Genomic DNA, 19877 nt, shown 5'->3' on the forward strand with positions numbered 1-19877 from the left:
ACGCCGCGCCGTGCAGTTCCTTGCAGCGCGTGCAACTCGCTCTCGAATGCCTTGTGAGCGAGCACCTCGTCCTCGTCTAAGGACACCCGGTACCGGGCGCAATACATGTCGCGACCCCCGTAAAATAGCCTCGTGGCCATTTCTCTCGACGACCTGCCCCTCCGCGACGACCTCCGTGGTCAGTCGCCTTACGGCGCCCCTCAGAAGAAGGTGCGCGTCGCGCTGAACGTCAACGAGAACACGCATCCCATCCCGGAAGACGTGGCGCGAGACATCGTCGAGTCGGTCGCGGCCGCCGTGCTCGAGGTCAATCGCTACCCCGACCGCGAGTTCACGACTCTGCGCGATTCCCTCGCCGCGTACCTCGGCCACGGCCTGACCGCCGACCAGATCTGGGCGGCGAACGGCTCGAACGAGGTCATCCAGCAGATTCTGCAGGCGTTCGGCGGCCCTGGTCGTCGTGTGCTCGGCTTCCCGCCCACCTATTCCATGCACTCGATCATCACGCGAGGCGTCGGCTCCGAGTGGGTCGAGGGCGTGCGCGACGCCGATTTCACGCTCTCGCCCGAGACGGTCCGCGCCGAGATCGAGCGCACCGACCCCGACGTCGTCTTCCTCTGCGCGCCGAACAACCCGACCGGCACCCCGATGGAGCTCGACGTGATCGAAGCGGCCTACGACGCGGCGCGCGGAATCGTCCTGGTCGACGAGGCCTACGCCGAGTTCATGCCGGCCGACCGGCCGAGCGCGGTCACGCTGCTCGAGGGGCGTCCGCGCCTGCTGGTCTCGCGCACCATGAGCAAGGCGTTCGCGTTCGCCGGCGCCCGCGTCGGCTATCTCGCGGCCGACCCGGTCGCGATCGACGCCCTCCGTCTCGTGCGCCTGCCGTACCACCTGTCGTCGCTCACCCAGGCGGCGGCGGTCGCGGCGCTCCGTCACTCCGACGAGATGCTCGCCATGGTCGACGACATCAAGGCCCAGCGCGACCGCATGGTCGAGACGCTGACCGGGCTCGGGTACCACGCGTGGCCGACCTGGTCGAACTTCGTGCTGTTCGGCGGCGTCGACGACCCGCACGCCGTCTTCGAGGCTCTCCTCGAGCGCGGCATCATCGTGCGCGACCTCGCGATCGAGGGCCACCTCCGCGTGAGCGCGGGCACCGAGGCCGAGACGACCGCGTTCCTGGACGCCATGCGCGACATTAGGCTCGGAGCATGAGCACCGACAGCGCCGCGCGCACGGCTACCGTCTCGCGGTCCACGAGCGAGTCCAGCATCGACCTATCCCTCGACCTCGACGGCACGGGCACCTCGCGCATCGACTCCTCGGTGCCGTTCTACGACCACCTGCTCACGGCCCTGTCGAAGCACTCGCTGATCGACCTCGACCTCAAGGCGACCGGCGACACCGACATCGACGTGCACCACACGGTCGAAGACATCGGCATCACCTTCGGCACCGCCCTCCGCGAGGCCCTCGGCGACAAGACGGGCATCCGCCGCTACGGCGACGCGCTCGTCCCGCTCGACGAGGCGCTCGTCCAGGCGGTCGTCGACGTCTCCGGGCGCCCGTACCTGGTGCACTCCGGTGAGCCGGAGGGCTTCGAGTTCCACCTGATCGGCGGTCACTTCACCGGCAGCATGGTGCGCCACGTCTTCGAGGCGATCACCTTCCACGCCGGCCTGACGGTGCACATCACCGTGCTGGGCGGCCGCGACCCGCACCACATCGCCGAAGCCGAGTTCAAGGCGTTCGCCCGTGCGCTCCGCGCCGCCATCGAGCCCGATCCGCGTGTCGACGGCATTCCGTCGACCAAGGGTGCGCTGTGACCGACGCTCAGGCCGATGCCAGAGGGTCTGCCGAAGCCGCCGAGTCCACTGCCCGCACGGCTCCGAGCGGCGCGGCCCGCCCCCGCGTCGTCGTCCTCGACTACGGCAGCGGCAACGTCCACTCCGCCATCAAGGCGCTCGAGCTGGCCGGAGCCGAGGTCGAGCTCACGGCCGACAGCGACCGTGTGGCCAAGGCCGACGGTCTCTTCGTCCCGGGTGTGGGTGCTTTCTCCGCCGTCATGTCGCAGCTCCGGTCGGTGCGCGGCGCCGAGAAGATCGACCGCCGCCTCGCCGGCGGCCGCCCCGTCCTCGGCATCTGCGTCGGCATGCAGGTGCTCTTCGAGACCGGCGTCGAGCGGGGTCAGACCACCGAGGGCCTGGGGGAGTGGCCGGGCACGATCGACGAGCTCAAGGCCGACGTCCTCCCGCACATGGGCTGGAATACCGTGTCCGCTCCCGATGAGTCCATGCTCTTCGAGGGCATCCGTGACGAGCGGTTCTACTTCGTGCACTCCTACGCCGCGCAGGAGTGGTCGCTCGACGGCCACGGCGCGCGCAAGTCGCCGCTCGTGACCTGGGCCGACCACGGCGGGCCCTTCGTGGCGGCCGTCGAGAACGGACCGCTCTGGGCCACGCAGTTCCACCCCGAGAAGTCCGGCGCCCCGGGCATCCGCCTCCTGACCAACTGGCTCCAGACCCTCTAGCGCCTGCCGCCGCGAGCGGCGACCCACACCGGAAAGCACCATGACCGACTTCACCAGCACTCCCGCCCTCACGCTGCTCCCCGCGGTCGACGTCGCCGACGGCAAGGCCGTCCGCCTCACCCAGGGCGAGGCCGGCACCGAGACCAACTACGGCGACCCCGTCGACGCCGCCGCCGACTGGAAAGACCAGGGCGCCGAGTGGCTCCACCTGGTCGACCTCGATGCGGCCTTCGGCCGTGGCGACAACCGCGAGGTCATCCGCCGCGTCATCTCGCACGTCAAGGGCATCGACGTCGAGCTGTCAGGCGGAATCCGCGACGACGCGTCGCTCGAGGCGGCCCTCGAGACCGGCGTGAAGCGGATCAACCTCGGCACGGCCGCCCTCGAGAACCCCGAGTGGGCGGCCCACGTCATCGCCCAGTACGGCGACGCCATCGCGGTGGGCCTGGATGTGCGCGGCACGACGCTGGCCGCGCGCGGCTGGACGCAGGAAGGCGGCGACCTGTTCGAGGTGCTCGCCCGCCTCGAGGAGGCCGGCTGCGCCCGCTACGTCGTCACCGACGTCACGAAAGACGGCACTCTCCAGGGGCCGAACATCGAGCTCCTCAAGCAGGTCATGGAGCGCACCGACCGCCCGGTCGTCGCCTCGGGCGGCATCTCCAGCCTCGACGACCTGGTCGCACTCCGCGAGCTCGTCCCGCACGGCCTCGAGGGCGCCATCGTCGGCAAGGCCCTCTACGCGGGCGCCTTCACGCTCGGCGCGGCTCTGGACGTCGCCGGGCACTGATGGCCGAGCCGCTCGATCACGGCCACGACCAGGCCGAGGCGCACGGATTCGCCCGGTCGCTCGGCGCCGACAGCGCCGGGAACCCCTGGGAGGGGCGCACCTTCCAGGCGCACGACACCGCCTACGCCGGCGACGACGGATCAGCCGACCCCGCCCTCCTGGCCGCGCTCGAAGCCCATCTCGCAGGGCAGGCCGACGAGGCGGCGGTGCTCGACGCCCTGCGCGCCGCCCGCCTCCTCATCCCGCTCCTGGCGCACGCGGGCGACGAGGGCGCGGGCGAGCACGGCGTACGGGTCGACAAGACGCAGGAACTCGCGATCGTGACCGTGGCCGGCCCCGACGGCCGCACGGTGCTGCCGGCCTTCACCTCGGTGCGGACGCTCCAGGCGTGGAACAGGTTCGCACGTCCAGTTCCTGCGCAGTCGCGCCGGATCGCCATCGCGGCGGCGGCGGAGTCGACCGAGCTGATGGTGCTCGATCCCGGCTCGGAGACCGAGTTCGGCGTGCGGAGACCAGCACTCTGGGCTCTTGCGCAGGACCTGCCGTGGGTCCCGGCGGCCCTCGATCCCGACGTAGCCCGGGCGTTCGTCGCGTCGGTCGAGCTCGAGCCCGCAGTCGCATCCGTCGGACTCGCGCCCCAGCCTGGACCGTCCGCGCTCACGGGGCCCGAGGTCGTCGTGCAGCTGGGGCTCCGGCCGGGGCTCGACCGCGCCGAGCTGTCGGCCCTGCTCCAGCGACTTCAGCAGGCCTGGGCCCTTGACCCGGTCATCGCGGAGCGCGTCGACAGCCTGGGTCTCAAGGTCGTCGCCGCTAGTTGACGGGCCCGGTGTACTTCTCGCCCGGCCCCTGCCCCACGGCGTCCGGGATCGGCGAGGCTTCGCGGAACGCCAGCTGGAGGCTGCGCAGTCCGTCGCGAAGAGCCCGCGCGTGCGTGTCGCCGATCTCGGGGGCTGCGGCCGTGACGAGGCCGGCCAGGGCGGTGATGAGCTTGCGGGCCTCGTCGAGGTCGGTCTGCTCGTCGGGGGAGTCGGCGAGCCCGACCTTGACGGCCGCGGCGCTGAGGAGGTGGACGGCTACGGTGTTGATGACCTCGACGGCCGGCACCTCGGCGATGTCGCGTTCGGCGCCGACTTCGTCGACGCCGTCGCCCATCGAGTCGTAGGGCGAGACGTGATCGGCGTTGGTGTGGCTCACTGGCATTCTCTCTGCTAAGCTTCTAGACGGCTACGGGCGCCTGCGCCCGTATTGAAAGTGGAGTCTCTCCCACCCGCGACCTCAGGTTACCGGGTAGTTGTCACCCCGATCTTCACGTGCACTGCACGCGAGTTCAGCTGTAAGGGTGTGGATGCCTGTTCCGACGTGCATCGACCGCTCCTCTTTCGCCCGCGTGACCAACCGTCGCGTGTTGACTCAGTTAGAGGAGCCCCGCATCAGCGATCCCCGTACCAACGACCGCATCCGCGTCCCTGAGGTCCGACTTGTCGGACCCGCCGGCGAGCAGGTGGGCGTTGTCCCCATCGCCATGGCTCTGCGCCTTGCCGCAGAGGCCGACCTGGATCTGGTCGAAGTTGCACCGAACTCGAAGCCGCCCGTCGCAAAGATCATGGACTACGGCAAGTTCAAGTACGAGGCTGCGCAGAAGGCCAAGGAGGCCCGGCGCAACCAGGCGAACACGATCCTCAAAGAGGTTCGCTTCCGCCTGAAGATCGACAAGCACGACTACGAGACCAAGCTCAAGCGCGCCGAGGGCTTCCTCCAGTCCGGCGACAAGGTCAAGGCCATGATCCTGTTCCGCGGTCGCGAGCAGTCGCGTCCCGAGCAGGGCGTCCGTCTGCTCCAGCGCTTCGCCGAGGACGTGCAGGAGTGGGGCACTGTCGAGAACAACCCCACCATCGACGGCCGCAACATGGTCATGGTCATCGGTCCGCTGAAGAACAAGGCCGAGGCGAAAGCCGAGTCCGAAGCTCGCAAGCAGGCCAACAAGCCCCCCAAGCATCCCGCACCTGCGGAGGCACCCGCTGCCGCCGCCGAGACCACGACCACCGAGGCACCGGCCGAGTAACACCGGCCCGCTTCGCGCCACCCGGGCCATCCCGGGTGGTTCCTAGAAGAAAGTAACGACTATGCCCAAGATGAAGACCCACTCCGGCTCCAAGAAGCGGTTCAAGGTCACCGGCACCGGCAAGCTCATGAAGCAGCAGGCCGGCATGCGTCACAACCTCGAGGTCAAGAGCGCCAAGCGCAAGGCCCGCCTGAACCAGGACCAGGTGCTGGCTCCGGCCGACGCCAAGGTCATCAAGAAGCTTCTCGGCCGCTGAGCCGCGCGAACGTAAGGGAATAAGAAAATGGCAAGAGTCAAGAGGGCGGTCAACGCCGCCAAGAAGCGTCGCGTTGTCCTCGAGCGCGCCGAGGGCTACCGCGGTCAGCGTTCGCGCCTGTACCGCAAGGCCAAGGAGCAGGTCACTCACTCGCTCGTCTACTCGTACCGCGACCGCCGCGCCAGGAAGGGCGAGTTCCGTCGCCTCTGGATCCAGCGCATCAACGCCGCGTCGCGTGCGAACGGCCTCACCTACAACCGCCTCATCCAGGGCCTCGCCCTGGCCGGCGTCGAGGTCGACCGTCGTCTGCTCGCCGACCTCGCGGTCAACGAGCCCGCTACCTTCGCCGGCCTCGTCGCCACCGCGAAGGCGGCCCTTCCCGCCGACACGTCGGCCCCGAAGGTCGACGCTGCGTAATTATCTGCGTGTCTGAGGCAGGATTGCATCCGTGCCCAGCAACCAGATGATCGACAACCCGCGTTCGCCCCGAGTGCGCGCGGTGGCCAAACTGGCCAAGAGAGATGCCCGGTCCCAGACCGGGCTCTTTCTGTTGGAAGGCCCGCAGTCCGTCACGGAGGCCTTGACCTTCCGGCCCGAGCTGGTGGTCGAGCTCTTCGCCACTCCGACGGCGCTCGAGCGCTACACGGAGCTTGCGCAGGCTGCGGTCGACGCTGGCGTCGACATCGAGTTCGTCTCCGAGGACGTCCTCGCGACGATGGCCGACACGGTCACGCCGCAGGGCCTCGTGGCGGTCTGCCGCCAGTTCCCGACCAGCGTGAAAGACATCTTCGGCGACTCCGAGGTGCGCCTCGTGGCGATCCTCGAAGAAGTGCGCGACCCCGGCAACGCGGGCACCATCATCCGCGCGGCCGACGCCGCCGGAGCCGACGCCGTCATCATGACCGGCCGCAGCGTCGACCTGTACAACCCGAAGGTGGTGCGAGCGACCACCGGCTCGCTGTTCCACGTGCCCGTGGCCGTCGGCATCGAGCTGCCGGCCGTGCTGGCGCTGGCCACGCAGGCGGGGCTTCAGGTGCTGGCCGCCGACGTCAAGGGCGGCGACCTCCTGGAAGCGCGCAAGGAGGGCATCCTCGCCGCCCCGACGGCCTGGCTGTTCGGCAACGAGGCCCGCGGCCTCAGCGACGAGGACCTCGCCAAAGCCGACCGGGCTGTCGTCGTGCCGATCTACGGCCACGCCGAGAGCATGAACCTCGCGACGGCCGCGTCCGTCTGCCTCTACGAGAGCGCGTTCGCGCAGCGCAGCTAGCGCCGGCGCGCCTCCCGCCGAGAGTGAGATCTTTGTCGCAAATCGGCCCGATTCGGACGACGGCTGGCGCATGATGCGGGTCGCGGCGGACGAGGCGCGTCGGGACTTCATCGCGACGACGGCCCGCGTGATCCGACTCCTCACAGAACGGGGGCAGGAACTGAACCGACCGTCTGCCCCCGTTCGGTAGGCTTGCTTCTCGTGTCAGACACGCCAGCCATCACCGAATCCACCGTCGAGAGCGCCGTCGCCGCGGCCCTCGCGGCCGTCGAGGCGGCCTCGACCGTCGCCGAGCTGAAGACGGTGCGCGGCGAGCACACCGGCGAGCAGTCGACGCTCGCGCGAATGAACGCCGGCCTCCGCTCTCTGCCGAACGACCAGAAGGCGTCGGCGGGCAAGCTGATGGGCGCGGCCCGGGGCCGTGTCAACCAGGCGGTCGCCGCACGCGAGGAGGCCCTCGCCGCTGTGGAGGAGGCCGCGCGCCTGGAGTCCGAGCGGATCGACGTGACGGCGCTGCCGGTCCGTCGTGCCCAGGGCAGCCGTCACCCGCTGAGCCTGCTCCAGGAGAAGATGGCCGACATCTTCATCGCCATGGGCTGGGAGCTGTCCGACGGCCCGGAGCTCGAGCACGAGTGGTTCAACTTCGACGCCCTCAACTTCGACGCCGACCACCCGGCCCGCGCCATGCAAGACACCTTCTTCGTCGAGCCCGTCGACCAGCACCTGCTTCTGCGCACGCACACGTCGCCGGTGCAGATCCGCACGTTGCTCGCGAAGGGCGTGCCGGTCTACAACGTCGCGACCGGCCGCGTCTTCCGAACCGACGAGCTCGACGCCACGCACACGCCCGTCTTCACCCAGATCGAGGCCATCGCCATCGACCGCGGTCTCACGATGGCGCACCTCCGCGGCACCCTCGAGCACCTCGCGCGCCAGATGTTCGGCCCCGACGCGCAGATTCGCCTGCGCCCCAACTACTTCCCCTTCACCGAGCCCAGCGCCGAGATGGACGTCTGGCAGCCGAACGCCAAGGGCGGTGCCCGCTGGGTCGAGTGGGGCGGCTGCGGCATGGTCAACCCCAACGTCCTCCGCTCGGCGGGTCTCGACCCCGACGAGTACCAGGGCTTCGCCTTCGGCATGGGTGTCGAGCGCACGCTTCAGTTCCGCAACGACCTGAACGACATGCGCGACATGGTCGAGGGCGACGTCCGCTTCAGTGAGCAGTTCGGAATGGTGGTCTGATGCGCGTCCCTCTCTCTTGGCTCGGCGAGTACGTCGACCTTCCCGACGACGTCACGCTCGAGCACGTCCACGAGGCCCTCGTCGCCGTCGGCTTCGAAGAAGAAGACGTGCACCTCTCCGAGGTGACCGGTCCCCTGGTCGTCGGGCAGGTCCTCGAGTTCACGCCCGAGCCGCAGTCGAACGGCAAGACCATCAACTGGTGCCGCATCGCAGTCGGTCCGGACCACGCCAGCGACGAGGCCGACGTGCGCGGCATCGTCTGCGGCGCCCACAACTTCGCCGTCGGCGACAAGGTCGTCGTATCCCTGCCCGGCGCCGTGCTGCCCGGGCCGTTCCCGATCGCCGCGCGCAAGACGTACGGCCACGTGTCCGAGGGCATGATGGCGTCGACGCGCGAGCTCGGTCTCGGCGAGGAGCACGACGGCATCCTCCTGCTGAAAGACCTGGGTCTCGATCCCGAGGTCGGCACCGACGCGATCCCGTTGCTCGGGCTCGACGACGCCGCCGTCGAGATCAACGTCACGCCCGACCGCGGCTACGCGTTCAGCATCCGCGGCGTCGCCCGCGAGTACTCGCACTCGACCGGAGCCGCGTACCGCGATCCGGCTGACGCGCAGTCGCCCGTCGCCCGGCAGGGTTTCCGCGTCGACGTCGTCGACGGGGCACCGGTCCGCGACCGCGCCGGAGTCAGCACGTTCATCACCGCGGTCGTCCGCGGCATCGACGCGTCGCGCCCGACACCGCCGTGGATGCGCTCGCGCCTCCGCCTCGCCGGCATCCGCTCGATCAGCCTGCCCGTCGACATCACCAACTACGTGATGCTCGAGACCGGCCAGCCGCTACACGCCTACGATCTGGCCACCGTCGCCGGAGGGTTCACGGTGCGCCGCGCGAACGCGGGGGAGCACCTCACCACTCTCGACGGCAGAGACCGCGCGCTCGACGTCGAAGACCTCCTCATCACGGACGACGATGGCCCGATCGGCCTCGCCGGGGTCATGGGGGGTGAGCGCACCGAGGTCTCGTCTACCACGACCGACGTCGTGGTCGAGGCCGCGACCTTCGAGCCGATCAGCATCGCTCGCACCGCGCGCCGCCAGAAGCTCCCGAGCGAGGCCTCGCGCCGCTTCGAGCGCGGCGTCGACCCGGCGGTGAGCCGTCCCGCTGCCGAGCGCGCCGTCCAGCTCCTCGTCGAGCTCGCCGGCGGCACCGCCGACACGCTCGGCTCCGTCTACGACGTCTCCGTCGCGCCGTCGGCGATCTTCCTCGCCGAAGACCGCGCCGGTCGCATGATGGGCGTGGACTACACGACGGCCGAGGTGGAAGAGAGCCTCCTGGCCATCGGCGCCGCGGTCGAGCCCGCCGACGGCGGCTTCACCGTCACCCCGCCGACCTGGCGACCCGACCTCCTCACCTCGGCCGACCTCGTCGAGGAGGTCGCGCGGATCACCGGCTACGACCGCATCCCGTCTGTCCTTCCTGTCGCTCCTCCCGGGCGAGGCCTGACGCGCGAGCAGTCGCTGCGTCGCGCCGTCTCGGCGGGCCTTGCGGCATCGGGTCTCACCGAGGTCTTCGCGTACCCCTTCGTCGCACCCGCCCGCAACGCCGCGTTCTCGCCCGTGCTCGACGGCCCCGATGCGGCGACGCCGATCACGCTGGCCAACCCGCTCGACACCGATGCCGCCGAGATGCGCATGTCGTTGATTCCCGGGCTGCTCGACACCGCCCGACGCAACCTGTCGCGCGGCCTGCTCGACCTGGCGCTGTACGAGTCGGGCTCGGTCTTCTACGTGAAGCCCGGTGCTTCAACCGGGACCGACTTCATCCCCGTCGGCGCCGCCCGCCCCGACGACGAGACCCTTGCGGCGCTGAATGCCAGCCTTCCGAGCCAGCCCAGGCATCTCGCGTTCCTGCGCTCCGGTTCTACAGTCGAGCGCCAGCCCGGTCAGGCGGCCCAGTCGGCCGACCTCGCCGACGTGCTCGACGATGTCCGCACCGCCGTCCGCCAGGTCGCGGCCGAGGTGAGCGTCCGTCAGGGTCGCCACGTCTCGCTGCACCCGGGCCGGACAGCCGAGCTGATCGTTGCAGGCGAGGTCGTCGGTATCGCCGGCGAGCTGCTGCCGGCGGTGGCGGCCGACCTCGACCTGCCGCGCGGCGTCGTCGTCGCCGAGCTCGATCTCGACCGTGTCATGGCCCTGGCCCGGGTGGAGCCGGCTCCGGTGCCGATATCGGCGTACCCGGTCGCGACTCAAGACCTGTCGCTCGTCGTCGGGGCCGATGCCCCGGCCGGCGAGGTGCTCGAGGCCGTCGTGTCCGGTGCCGGCGAGCTTCTCGAGTATGCTCGCCTCGTGGACGACTACCGCGGCGAAGGCATCGATCAGGGCTCGAAGTCCCTCACGTTCGCGCTGCGCTTCCGCGCGACCGACCGCACTCTGACCGCTGCCGAAGCCTCCGAGGCCAAGCAGGGCTCCGTGCGTCTCGCTGGCGAGCGATTCGGGGCGACGCTCCGCGACTGACCGTCGCGAGGCGCCGCCGCCCCGTCATCGTCCAGTCGAACATTAAGGTAGAAGCATGCCTTTATCCGTCGCCGTTGCAGGCGCAAGCGGTTACGCCGGTGGGGAACTCCTCCGCATCCTCAGTCAGCACCCCGAATTCGAGGTGACCACGGTCACCGCATTCACGAACGCCGGCCAGCCGCTCCTCGCGGCGCAGCCGCACCTGCGATCCCTCGCGCACCTGACACTCGTCACGACCACGGCCGAGAACCTCGCGGGCCACGATGTCGTCTTCCTCGCCCTGCCGCACGGCAAGTCGGGTGAGATCACGGCCGAGCTGCCCGAGGGGACGCTGGTCGTCGACTGCGGCGCCGACCACCGCCTCACGAGCGAGGCGGACTGGGCGGCGTTCTACGGCGGCGAGTTCTACGGCGCCTGGAGCTACGGCATGCCCGAGCTCATCCACTCCGGCGGGGGCAAGCAGCGCGGCGAGCTCGAGGGCACGAAGCGCATCGCGGTTCCCGGGTGCAATGTCACGGCCATGTCGCTGGGGCTGGCACCCGCCGTCGAGGCCGGCCTGGTCGAGGCCGACGACATCGTCGCCGTTCTGGCCGTGGGCCCGTCGGGGGCCGGCAAGTCGCTCAAGCCGCACCTGCTGGCCAGCGAGCTGATGGGCTCCGCCTCTGCATACGGCGTGGGCGGCAGCCACCGGCACATCCCCGAGACGCAGCAGAATCTCCGGGTGGCCGGCGCCACGCGCGTGAGCCTGTCGTTCACCCCGGTGCTCGTGCCGATGTCGCGCGGCATCCTCGCGACCACGACGGCCAAGCTCGCACCCGGCGTCACCGAGTCGGACGTCCGCCGCGCCTACGAGCTCGCGTACGGCGACGAGCCCTTCGTGCACGTGCTCCCGGCGGGGGAGTACCCCCGCGTCGCCGACACAGTCGGGGCCAACACCTGTCTCATCGGCCTCGCCGTCGACGAGGCCGCGGGTCGCCTCGTCGCGATCAGCGCGCTCGACAACCTGGTCAAAGGAACCGCAGGCGCCGCCGTCCAGTCGGCCAACATCGCGCTCGGCCTTCCCGAGATGCTCGGCCTCACCATGAACGGAGTCGCCCCGTGAGCGTCACAGCAGCGCAGGGCTTCCAGGCCGCGGGAGTCGCAGCCGGTCTCAAGTCGACGGGCAGGCCCGACGTGGCGCTCGTCGTCAACACGGGTCGCAGCGCGGCAGTCGCCGGCGTCTTCACCAGCAACCGAGCGAAGGCGCACCCCGTCGTCTGGTCGCAGCAGGTCGTGGCCGACGGCCAGGCCCGCGCGGTGATCCTCAACTCGGGCGGGGCCAACTGCTTCACGGGCCCGTTCGGCTTCCAGACCACCCACCAGACGGCCGAGCTCGCAGCCGAGGTGCTCGACGTCTCGGCGGGCGACGTGATCGTCTGCTCGACGGGGCTCATCGGCGTCGGTGACCAGGTCTTCCGCGACAAGGTCCTGGCGGGCACGAGGGCGGCCGCGTCCGAGCTCACGGCCGATGGCGGTCTCGCTGCCGCCACCGCCATCATGACGACCGACACCCACCCCAAGCAGGCGGTCGTGCACGGCGACGGCTGGGTCGTCGGCGGGATGGCGAAGGGCGCCGGCATGCTGGCCCCCGGCCTCGCGACGATGCTGGTCGTCCTGACGACCGACGCCGATGCCTCGGACCGAGAGCTGGACGCAGCACTCCGGCAGGCGACCCGCGTCACCTTCGACCGCCTCGACTCCGACGGCTGCATGTCGACGAACGACACGGTCGTTCTCCTGGCCAGCGGCGAGTCGGGCGTCACGCCGTCGCCGGACGAGCTCGCCGCCGCCGTCACCGAGCTCTGCGCCGATCTGGCCGCGCAGCTCCAGGGCGATGCCGAGGGTGCCTCGCACGACATCACGATCGACGTCTCGGGCGCCGTCACCGAGGAGGACGCCGTCGAGGTCGGCCGCTCGCTGGCCCGGAGCAACCTCCTGATGGCCGCCGTCTTCGGCAACGATCCGAACTGGGGACGCGTGCTCGCGGCGATCGGCACGACGAGCGCCGAATTCGACCCGTACGACGTCGACGTGTCGTTCAACGGCGTCCGGCTCTGCGCCGAGGGTGCTCCCGACCGCCCGGTGACCGAGGTCGACATGACCCCCCGCGCGCTCCGCATCGAGCTCGACCTGCACGCGGGTCAGTCACGGGCGACGATCCTGACGAACGATCTCACGCACGACTACGTGCATGAGAACAGCGCGTACTCGAGCTGAGCGGCATGGATACCGAACAGGCGCTGCGCCGCGAGCAAGACCTGGCTGCCGTCAAGGCGGCGACGCTCATCGAGTCGCTCCCCTGGCTGCTCAACTACCGTGACCGCGTCGTGGTCGTGAAGTTCGGCGGCAACGCGATGGTGAACGACGATCTCAAGCGCGCCTTCGCCGAAGACATGGTCTACCTGCGCACGGTCGGCCTGCACCCTGTCGTCGTCCACGGCGGCGGTCCTCAGATCTCGGCGGCGCTCAAGGCGGCCGGCATCGAGTCCGAGTTCCGCGGTGGCTACCGCGTGACGACGACTGAGGCCATCTCGGTGGTCCGCGATGTGCTGGCCGGCGAGGTCAACCGCGAGATCGTCGACATGATGAACGAGCACGGCGACCTCGCGCGGGGCGTGTTCAGCGACGGCACCGACTCCGCGCGGCTCTTCGAGGGTCACGTGCGCGGCGTCGAGGTCGACGGCGAGACCTTCGATCTCGGCCACGTCGGCGACATCACGAGCGTCGACCCGTCGCGTGTGCTCGCCGAGATCGAGGCCGGCAGGATCCCCGTCGTCTCGTCCATCGCCGTCAACGACATGGATCGCGACTCGGCCCTCAACGTGAATGCCGACGCAGCGGCCGCAGCTCTGGCCATCGCGCTCCAGGCGTCGAAGCTGATCATGTTGACGGACGTGCCCGGCCTGTACGCCGACTGGCCGAACCGCGACTCGCTCGTCGCGCTGATCACGGTCGACGAGCTGACCGAGATGCTGCCGAGCCTCGAGAGCGGCATGATCCCCAAGATGACCGCCTGCCTCGACGCCGTCGTCGCGGGCGTCGGCGGGGCGACCATCATCGACGGCCGCATCCAGCACTCCATCCTCCTCGAGATCTTCACCCAGCGTGGTGCGGGCACCGAGGTCATCCCCAACGGCAAGGCGAAAATCGCCTTACCGCACCAGCCACCCCAGGCAGATCAGAAGAGAGGACAGTCATGACCACGACCACACCGACAACCGAAGGCACGTGGCAGCGCCGATTCGGTGACTCCATCATGAAGAGCCTCTCGACCCCCAAGGTCATGCTCGAGCGGGGCCAGGGCTGCCAGGTCTGGGACGTCGACGGGAAGCGCTATCTCGACTTCCTCGCCGGCATCGCCGTCAACGCGCTGGGCCACGCGCACCCCGTGCTGGTCGACGCGGTCTCGAAGCAGGCTGCGACGCTCATCCACGTCTCCAACTACTTCGCCTCGCCGTCGCAGGTCGAGCTCGCCGAGCTGCTCAAGCGCATCACCGGGGCGGGCGACCGCGGCCGCGTCTACTACGGCAACTCCGGGGCCGAGGCGAACGAGGCGGCCTTCAAGCTGTTCCGTCTCAACAAGGGCGCCGACGGCAGGAAGACCCGCATCCTCGCGCTTCAGAGCGCCTTCCACGGCCGCACCATGGGTGCGCTCGCCCTCACCGGCAAGCCGGCTCTGCGCGAGCCGTTCGAGCCGATGCTCCCGGGCGTCGAGCACATCGAGACGTCCATCGAGGCGCTCGAGCAGGCGATGGACGACACCGTCGCCGGCTTGATCATCGAGCCGATCAAGGGCGAGGCCGGGGTGGTCGACCTGCCCGAGGGCTACCTCAAGGCCGCGCGCGAGCTCACCGCCAAGCACGGTGCTCTGCTGATCCTCGACGAGATCCAGACCGGCGTCGGCCGCACGGGCACCTGGTTCACCTTCCAGCAGTTCGACATCGTGCCCGATGCGGTCACCATCGCCAAGGGCATCGCCGGAGGCATCCCGATCGGCGCACTCGTCACCTTCGGCGACACCAGCGACCTGTTCGAGGCCGGCCAGCACGGCTCGACCTTCGGCGGCAACCCGTTCGCGACCAGTGCGGCGGTCGCCGTGCTCGGCGAGATCGAGGCATCCGACCTGGTCGGCAACGCAGCACGCCGCGGTGCGGAGATCCGAGCCGCGATCGAGGCCATCGGGTCGCCGCTGGTCAAGGAGGTCCGCGGTCGGGGGCTCCTGATCGGCGTGGGGCTCCACGAGCCGATCGCGAACGAGATCAACGCGCGCTGCCTCGAGGCCGGCCTCATCGTGAACGCCGCCAACGACTCCAGCATCCGCATCGCGCCGCCTCTGATCGTCGGCGACGCCGAGATCGCCGAGTTCGTCGAGATCTTCTCCTCCGTTCTGAAAGGTCTTGAATGACCCGCCACTTCCTCCGCGACGACGACCTCACGCAGGCCGAGCAGAGCGCCGTTCTCGACCTCGCCCAGAAGCTGAAGGCCGACCGGTACTCAGCGCGCCCGCTCGCGGGCCCGCAGACCGTCGCCGTGATCTTCGACAAGTCGTCGACCCGCACCCGCGTCTCGTTCGCGGTCGGCATCGCCGACCTCGGGGGAGTGCCGCTCATCATCGCCACCGCGTCGAGCCAGCTCGGCGGCAAGGAGACGCCGAGCGACACCGCTCGCGTGCTCGAGCGCCAGGTCGCCGCGATCGTGTGGCGCACCTACGGTCAGGCCGGCCTCGAGGAGATGGCCGCGGGCACGACGGTTCCCGTCGTCAACGCGCTGTCGGACGACTTCCACCCGTGCCAGCTGCTCGCCGACCTGCTGACCATCCGCGAGCAGAAGGGCACGCTCGCCGGCCTGACGGTGGCGTTCGTCGGTGACGGGCGCTGCAACATGGCGCAGTCGTACCTGCTTGCGGGAGCGACGGCGGGCATGCACGTGCGGATCGGGGCCCCGGAGGAGTTCCTGCCCGAGACTGCTGTTCTCGAGGATGCCCAGCGCATCGCCGCCGTGAACGGCGGATCGGCCGTCGTCGTCACCGACGCGGTCGAGGCCGTCGCCGGCGCCGACATCGTCGTGACCGACACCTGGGTGTCGATGGGCAAGGAAGACGAGAAAGCGCACCGCGTCGCGACCTTCGGCTCGTACAAGGTCGACCACGCGCTCATGGCGCACGCCGACGACGACGCGATCTTCTTGCACTGCCTTCCGGCCGACCGCGGCTACGAGGTGGAGGCCGACGTCATCGACGGCCCGCGCAGCGTGATCTGGGACGAGGCCGAGAACCGTCTGCACGCCCAGAAGGCCCTCCTGACGTGGCTGCTGGAGCAGGAATGACGACCGGGGGCAATCGCGCGGCCGAGGCAGGCGCTCTCTGGGGCGGTCGCTTCGCGTCGGGTCCGAGCCCGGAGCTGCAGGCGCTGAGCAAGTCGACGCAGTTCGACTGGCAGCTGTACCCGTACGACATCGCCGGATCGCGTGCGCACGCTAAAGCTCTGGCTGCGGCCGGCTATCTCGACGAGTCCGAGCTGGGCGGGATGCTGGGGGCCCTCGACACCCTCGAGGCCGGGGTCGCCGACGGCACCTACACGGCGGCCGCGTCGGACGAAGACGTGCACTCCGCGCTGGAGCGGCATCTCATGTCGATCGCCGGGCCCGAGCTGGGCGGCAAGCTCCGCGCCGGCCGCAGCCGCAATGACCAGATCGCCACCCTCGTGCGGATGTACCTGCGCGACCACGGCCAGGTCATCGCGCACCAGGTCACCGACCTGATCGACGCGATCGCCGGACAGGCGAGCGCCAATCAGAGGGCCGTGATGCCCGGTCGCACGCACCTCCAGCACGCTCAGCCCGTGCTGCTCGCGCACCACCTGCTCGCGCACGCCTGGCCCCTGGTCCGCGATCTCGAGCGCCTGCGCGACTGGTCGCGACGAGCTGCCGCGTCGCCCTACGGCTCGGGTGCCCTGGCCGGCTCGTCGCTCGGGCTCGACCCGGCGCTCGTCGCCCGCGAGCTGGGCTTCGACCGCACGACCGAGAACTCGATCGACGCCACCGCCTCGCGCGACGTGGTCGCCGAGTTCGCCTTCGTCACGGCGTCGATCGGCATCGACCTCTCGCGCCTGGCCGAAGAGGTGATCATCTGGAACACCCGCGAGTTCGGCTTCGTGAAGCTGCACGACGGCTACTCCACCGGATCGTCGATCATGCCTCAGAAGAAGAACCCCGACATCGCCGAGCTCGCGCGCGGCAAGTCGGGCCGCCTGATCGGCAACCTGACCGGTCTCCTCGCGACGTTCAAGGGATTGCCCCTGGCGTACAACCGCGACCTTCAAGAAGACAAAGAGCCCGTCTTCGACACCGTCACTCAGCTCGAGGTGCTCCTGCCGGCGTTCACCGGCATGATCGCGACGCTCGAGTTCGACACGGAGCGTCTCGCAGAGCTGGCTCCGCAGGGTTTCTCTCTGGCGACCGACGTCGCCGAGTGGCTGGTCAAGCAGGGGGTGCCGTTCCGCGACGCCCACGAGATCAGCGGGTCGCTCGTGCAGTTCTGCGAGACCCACGGCCTCGACCTCGACGAGCCGACCGACGAGCAGTACGCCGCCGTCTCGGAGCATCTCACGCCGAGCATCCGAACGGTGCTGACCGTCGAGGGCTCGATCGCGAGCCGTGACGGCGTCGGCGGCACCGCTCCGGTGCGCGTGGCCGAGCAGCTGGCTTCGCTCACCGCTCAGGTGCGCGCCCTGGTCGCCGAACTCGACCCGAAGGCCGTGTGACGATGACCGACGACACCCGTTCCACGCGGCCCTGGCTCCTCCGCATCATCATCGCGATCGCGGTCGTCGTCGTGGTCGCCGCGATCGTCTACACGATCGCGACCGGGCAGCGCTTCCTCTGAGACGCTCCGTCGTGGAACCCCACCCGCTCGCCCGCCCCGCGCTCGAGGCGGCGCCGCTGCTGCTCGGCGCTGTGTTCCGGGCGGGCGAGGTGGCGGTGCGGATCACCGAGGTCGAGGCCTATCACGGCCAGGGCCAGGACCCCGGCTCGCACGCGCACCGCGGGTTCACCGAGCGCAGCGCCAGCCTCTGGGGCGGCCCGGGAACCCTGTACGTGTACCTGTCGTACGGAATCCACCGCTGCCTCAACATCGTCTGCGGCCCGGAGGGCTACGCGTCGGGATGCCTGCTGCGGTCGGGCGAAGTGATCGACGGCCTCGATGTCGCGAGGTCGCGGCGCCCAACGGCCCGCACCGACATCGAGCTCGCGAAAGGACCTGGACGGCTCGGATCAGCCCTCGGCATCGAGCTGTCCGACGACGGCTCGTCGATCGCGACACCTCCGTTCTCGCTCGAATTGCCGAGAGAACCGGTCGCAGGAACCACCGGACCCCGCGTCGGGGTCTCCGGCCACGCCGGCACCGATGCCTTCCCCTGGCGGTTCTGGATCGCCGACGATTCGACCGTGTCGGCGTACCGCGCCGCCGTGAGTCGCCGCCGCGGCTAAAGTTGTCGGGTGACGAGTCTGACGACGGCCGACATCCTGGCCACCCAATCCAACGATCCCGAGTTCGACAACGTGTGGGACGAACTGGTCTATCGCGGGCTCGTCCATGTCTCGACCGACCAGGAGGCTCTCCGCGAGCTGCTCGGCGGCGAGGCGATCACGTACTACTGCGGCTTCGACCCGACGGCCCCCAGCCTGCACCTCGGCAATCTCGTGCAGCTGCTCGTGATGCGGCGCCTCCAGCTCGCCGGCCACAAGCCGCTCGGCCTCGTCGGCGGCTCGACCGGTCTCATCGGCGATCCGCGTCCCACGGCCGAACGCGTCCTCAAGTCGCGCGAGCAGACGGCGGAGTGGGTCGACAGGATCCGGGTGCACGTCGAGAAGTTCCTGTCGTCCGAGGGTGACAACGCCCTCCGCATCGTCAACAACCTCGACTGGACCGAGCCTCTCAGCGCCATCGAGTTTCTTCGCGACATCGGCAAGAACTTCCGCGTCGGCACGATGCTCAAGAAAGACGCCGTGTCGGCGCGTCTCAACTCGGATGCCGGCATCAGCTACACGGAGTTCAGCTACCAGATCCTGCAGGGTCTCGACTTCCGCGAGCTGTACCGCGCCTACGGGTGCGTGCTCCAGACCGGCGGGAGCGACCAGTGGGGCAACCTGACCAGCGGAACCGACCTGATCCGTCGCTCGGAGGGGGTGTCGGTGCATGCCATCGGCACGCCGCTCATCACGAACTCCGATGGCACCAAGTTCGGCAAGAGCGAGGGCAACGCCATCTGGCTCGATCCCGAGATGACCTCGCCCTACGCCTTCTACCAGTTCTGGCTCAACCAAGACGACGCCGACGTCGTCGATCGGCTCAAGATATTCACGTTCCTCACGAAGGCTCAGGTGCAGGAACTCGCCGACCAGGTCGAAGCCCGGCCGTTCGCGCGCGAAGCCCAGAAGCGCCTCGCGTACGAGGTGACCGCACTCGTTCACGGTCACGACGCCGCCCAGGCCGCCATCGATGCGTCCGCCGCGCTGTTCGGCCAGGGTGATCTCGCCCTGCTGCCGGCCGACGTGCTCGCTTCGGCGATCGCCGAGTTGCCGCACGCGACCGTCGCTCCCGGGACCACGGTGTCGCAGGCACTCGTGGCGACCGAGCTCGTCGCCTCGCTGGGTGCTGCCCGGAGGGCGACGGCCGAGGGAGGCGTCTACGTGAACAATGAGCGGGTCGCCGATGAGGCGACGGACATCGCGAGCCTCACCCTGTCGGGTGGTCACGCCGTGCTCCGCCGAGGCAAGAAGACCCTCGCGGGCATCACCGTCCAGGCCTGACGCCCGGGATTCCGGGGGAGTAGCGTGCGACACGCCCGAGATGCACGCAGGATTTGCCGCATCTGCGACCCGCACGTATTGTTTTCTCTTGTCACCCCAAAGGAACGGAAACGGGCCTGGATCTGATCCAGTTCAACCTTCCTCAAGCGGGACACCTGCTCCTCATCTCCTTGCTTGCAAGTCGAGATGATTGTGAGTAAGGTTGCAACTCTTCACCTGGCAAGCACAGCTTGCAAGCGGCACCTCGTCTCGGGGGGCCGAAGTCTAGTCGGAAACGTTCGCAAGAACGGGTTTGACAGGGCCCGATCGGGTGGATAAGGTTTCAAAGTTGCCTCGGGCGAAGATGGTTTAGATCGTCGGGTTT

General features: G+C 69.5%; 20 protein-coding genes. 19 read left to right on the top strand and 1 reads right to left on the bottom strand.

Annotated elements, in window-relative coordinates:
* The first annotated feature begins 132 nt into the window (after positions 1 to 132).
* The 5 genes from AC07TY_RS17190 to AC07TY_RS17210 are packed head-to-tail and all read left to right on the top strand — an operon-like array spanning position 133 to position 4138.
* Positions 133 to 1218 carry a histidinol-phosphate transaminase gene (locus AC07TY_RS17190; protein WP_488625961.1) on the top strand — a complete coding sequence of 362 codons (1086 nt, stop codon included), beginning with the start codon at positions 133 to 135 and terminating at the stop codon, positions 1216 to 1218.
* The gene (gene hisB, locus AC07TY_RS17195) at positions 1215 to 1829 is read left to right on the top strand and encodes an imidazoleglycerol-phosphate dehydratase HisB (protein WP_488625962.1); all 615 of its coding nucleotides are present in this window, start codon (positions 1215 to 1217) and stop codon (positions 1827 to 1829) included. The genes AC07TY_RS17190 and hisB overlap by 4 nt, the downstream gene beginning before the upstream one ends.
* Positions 1826 to 2533, top strand: coding sequence for an imidazole glycerol phosphate synthase subunit HisH (gene hisH, locus AC07TY_RS17200; protein ID WP_488625963.1), 708 nt, complete (start codon positions 1826 to 1828; stop codon positions 2531 to 2533). The genes hisB and hisH overlap by 4 nt, the downstream gene beginning before the upstream one ends.
* Before the next feature lie 40 nt (positions 2534 to 2573).
* Complete coding sequence (gene priA / locus AC07TY_RS17205; RefSeq protein WP_488625964.1) at positions 2574 to 3320, top strand: bifunctional 1-(5-phosphoribosyl)-5-((5-phosphoribosylamino)methylideneamino)imidazole-4-carboxamide isomerase/phosphoribosylanthranilate isomerase PriA; 747 nt, start codon at positions 2574 to 2576, stop codon at positions 3318 to 3320.
* Positions 3320 to 4138, top strand: a complete 819-nt coding sequence (locus tag AC07TY_RS17210) for an SseB family protein (protein ID WP_494786118.1) — start codon at positions 3320 to 3322, stop codon at positions 4136 to 4138. Before priA ends, AC07TY_RS17210 begins: the two co-directional genes overlap by 1 nt.
* Here the strand turns inward: AC07TY_RS17210 and AC07TY_RS17215 are convergent.
* Positions 4131 to 4472, bottom strand: a complete 342-nt coding sequence (locus AC07TY_RS17215; protein WP_123506489.1) for a DUF1844 domain-containing protein — start codon at positions 4470 to 4472, stop codon at positions 4131 to 4133. The two genes, AC07TY_RS17210 and AC07TY_RS17215, sit on opposite strands and share 8 nt — an antisense overlap.
* Before the next feature lie 250 nt (positions 4473 to 4722).
* On the opposite strand from AC07TY_RS17215, the gene infC reads away from it, so the two are divergent.
* The 14 genes from infC to tyrS all read left to right on the top strand — a co-directional run bounded on the left by infC (position 4723) and on the right by tyrS (position 19513).
* Entirely contained in the window at positions 4723 to 5382 is a 660-nt protein-coding gene (gene infC, locus AC07TY_RS17220) for a translation initiation factor IF-3 (RefSeq protein WP_494786119.1), read from the top strand.
* A 61-nt stretch (positions 5383 to 5443) separates the two neighbouring features.
* Positions 5444 to 5638, top strand: a complete 195-nt coding sequence (rpmI, locus tag AC07TY_RS17225) for a 50S ribosomal protein L35 (RefSeq protein WP_055962484.1) — start codon at positions 5444 to 5446, stop codon at positions 5636 to 5638.
* Positions 5639 to 5665: 27 nt separating this feature from the next.
* Positions 5666 to 6055: a 50S ribosomal protein L20 gene (gene rplT, locus AC07TY_RS17230; protein WP_123505957.1), complete on the top strand. Its 390-nt coding sequence runs from the start codon at positions 5666 to 5668 to the stop codon at positions 6053 to 6055.
* 46 nt (positions 6056 to 6101) lie between these two features.
* Positions 6102 to 6905 (top strand): TrmH family RNA methyltransferase, encoded by an 804-nt coding sequence (locus tag AC07TY_RS17235; protein ID WP_123506488.1) that lies wholly within the window; start codon positions 6102 to 6104, stop codon positions 6903 to 6905.
* Between the two features lie 201 nt (positions 6906 to 7106).
* Positions 7107 to 8147: a phenylalanine--tRNA ligase subunit alpha gene (gene pheS, locus AC07TY_RS17240; RefSeq protein WP_494786120.1), complete on the top strand. Its 1041-nt coding sequence runs from the start codon at positions 7107 to 7109 to the stop codon at positions 8145 to 8147.
* Positions 8147 to 10663, top strand: coding sequence for a phenylalanine--tRNA ligase subunit beta (pheT, locus tag AC07TY_RS17245; RefSeq protein ID WP_494786121.1), 2517 nt, complete (start codon positions 8147 to 8149; stop codon positions 10661 to 10663). Before pheS ends, pheT begins: the two co-directional genes overlap by 1 nt.
* A gap of 55 nt (positions 10664 to 10718) precedes the next feature.
* On the top strand, positions 10719 to 11765 hold the full coding sequence (gene argC / locus AC07TY_RS17250) for an N-acetyl-gamma-glutamyl-phosphate reductase (RefSeq protein ID WP_494786122.1): 1047 nt from the start codon (positions 10719 to 10721) through the stop codon (positions 11763 to 11765).
* Positions 11762 to 12919: a bifunctional glutamate N-acetyltransferase/amino-acid acetyltransferase ArgJ gene (argJ, locus tag AC07TY_RS17255; RefSeq protein ID WP_494786123.1), complete on the top strand. Its 1158-nt coding sequence runs from the start codon at positions 11762 to 11764 to the stop codon at positions 12917 to 12919. Before argC ends, argJ begins: the two co-directional genes overlap by 4 nt.
* 5 nt (positions 12920 to 12924) lie before the next feature.
* Complete coding sequence (argB, locus tag AC07TY_RS17260; protein ID WP_494786124.1) at positions 12925 to 13902, top strand: acetylglutamate kinase; 978 nt, start codon at positions 12925 to 12927, stop codon at positions 13900 to 13902.
* Positions 13899 to 15107: an acetylornithine transaminase gene (locus AC07TY_RS17265; protein WP_123505951.1), complete on the top strand. Its 1209-nt coding sequence runs from the start codon at positions 13899 to 13901 to the stop codon at positions 15105 to 15107. The genes argB and AC07TY_RS17265 overlap by 4 nt, the downstream gene beginning before the upstream one ends.
* Positions 15104 to 16027, top strand: a complete 924-nt coding sequence (gene argF, locus AC07TY_RS17270; RefSeq protein WP_494786125.1) for an ornithine carbamoyltransferase — start codon at positions 15104 to 15106, stop codon at positions 16025 to 16027. Before AC07TY_RS17265 ends, argF begins: the two co-directional genes overlap by 4 nt.
* A complete protein-coding gene (gene argH / locus AC07TY_RS17275; protein WP_494786126.1) occupies positions 16024 to 17463 on the top strand; it encodes an argininosuccinate lyase in 1440 nt (479 codons plus the stop codon). The genes argF and argH overlap by 4 nt, the downstream gene beginning before the upstream one ends.
* Positions 17464 to 17596: 133 nt before the next feature.
* The gene (locus AC07TY_RS17280) at positions 17597 to 18190 is read left to right on the top strand and encodes a DNA-3-methyladenine glycosylase (protein WP_494786127.1); all 594 of its coding nucleotides are present in this window, start codon (positions 17597 to 17599) and stop codon (positions 18188 to 18190) included.
* Between the two features lie 18 nt (positions 18191 to 18208).
* Positions 18209 to 19513 carry a tyrosine--tRNA ligase gene (gene tyrS, locus AC07TY_RS17285; RefSeq protein WP_123506486.1) on the top strand — a complete coding sequence of 435 codons (1305 nt, stop codon included), beginning with the start codon at positions 18209 to 18211 and terminating at the stop codon, positions 19511 to 19513.
* Positions 19514 to 19877 lie beyond the last annotated feature (364 nt).

This window comes from Frondihabitans sp. GW821-FHT04F02 (assembly GCF_059420045.1).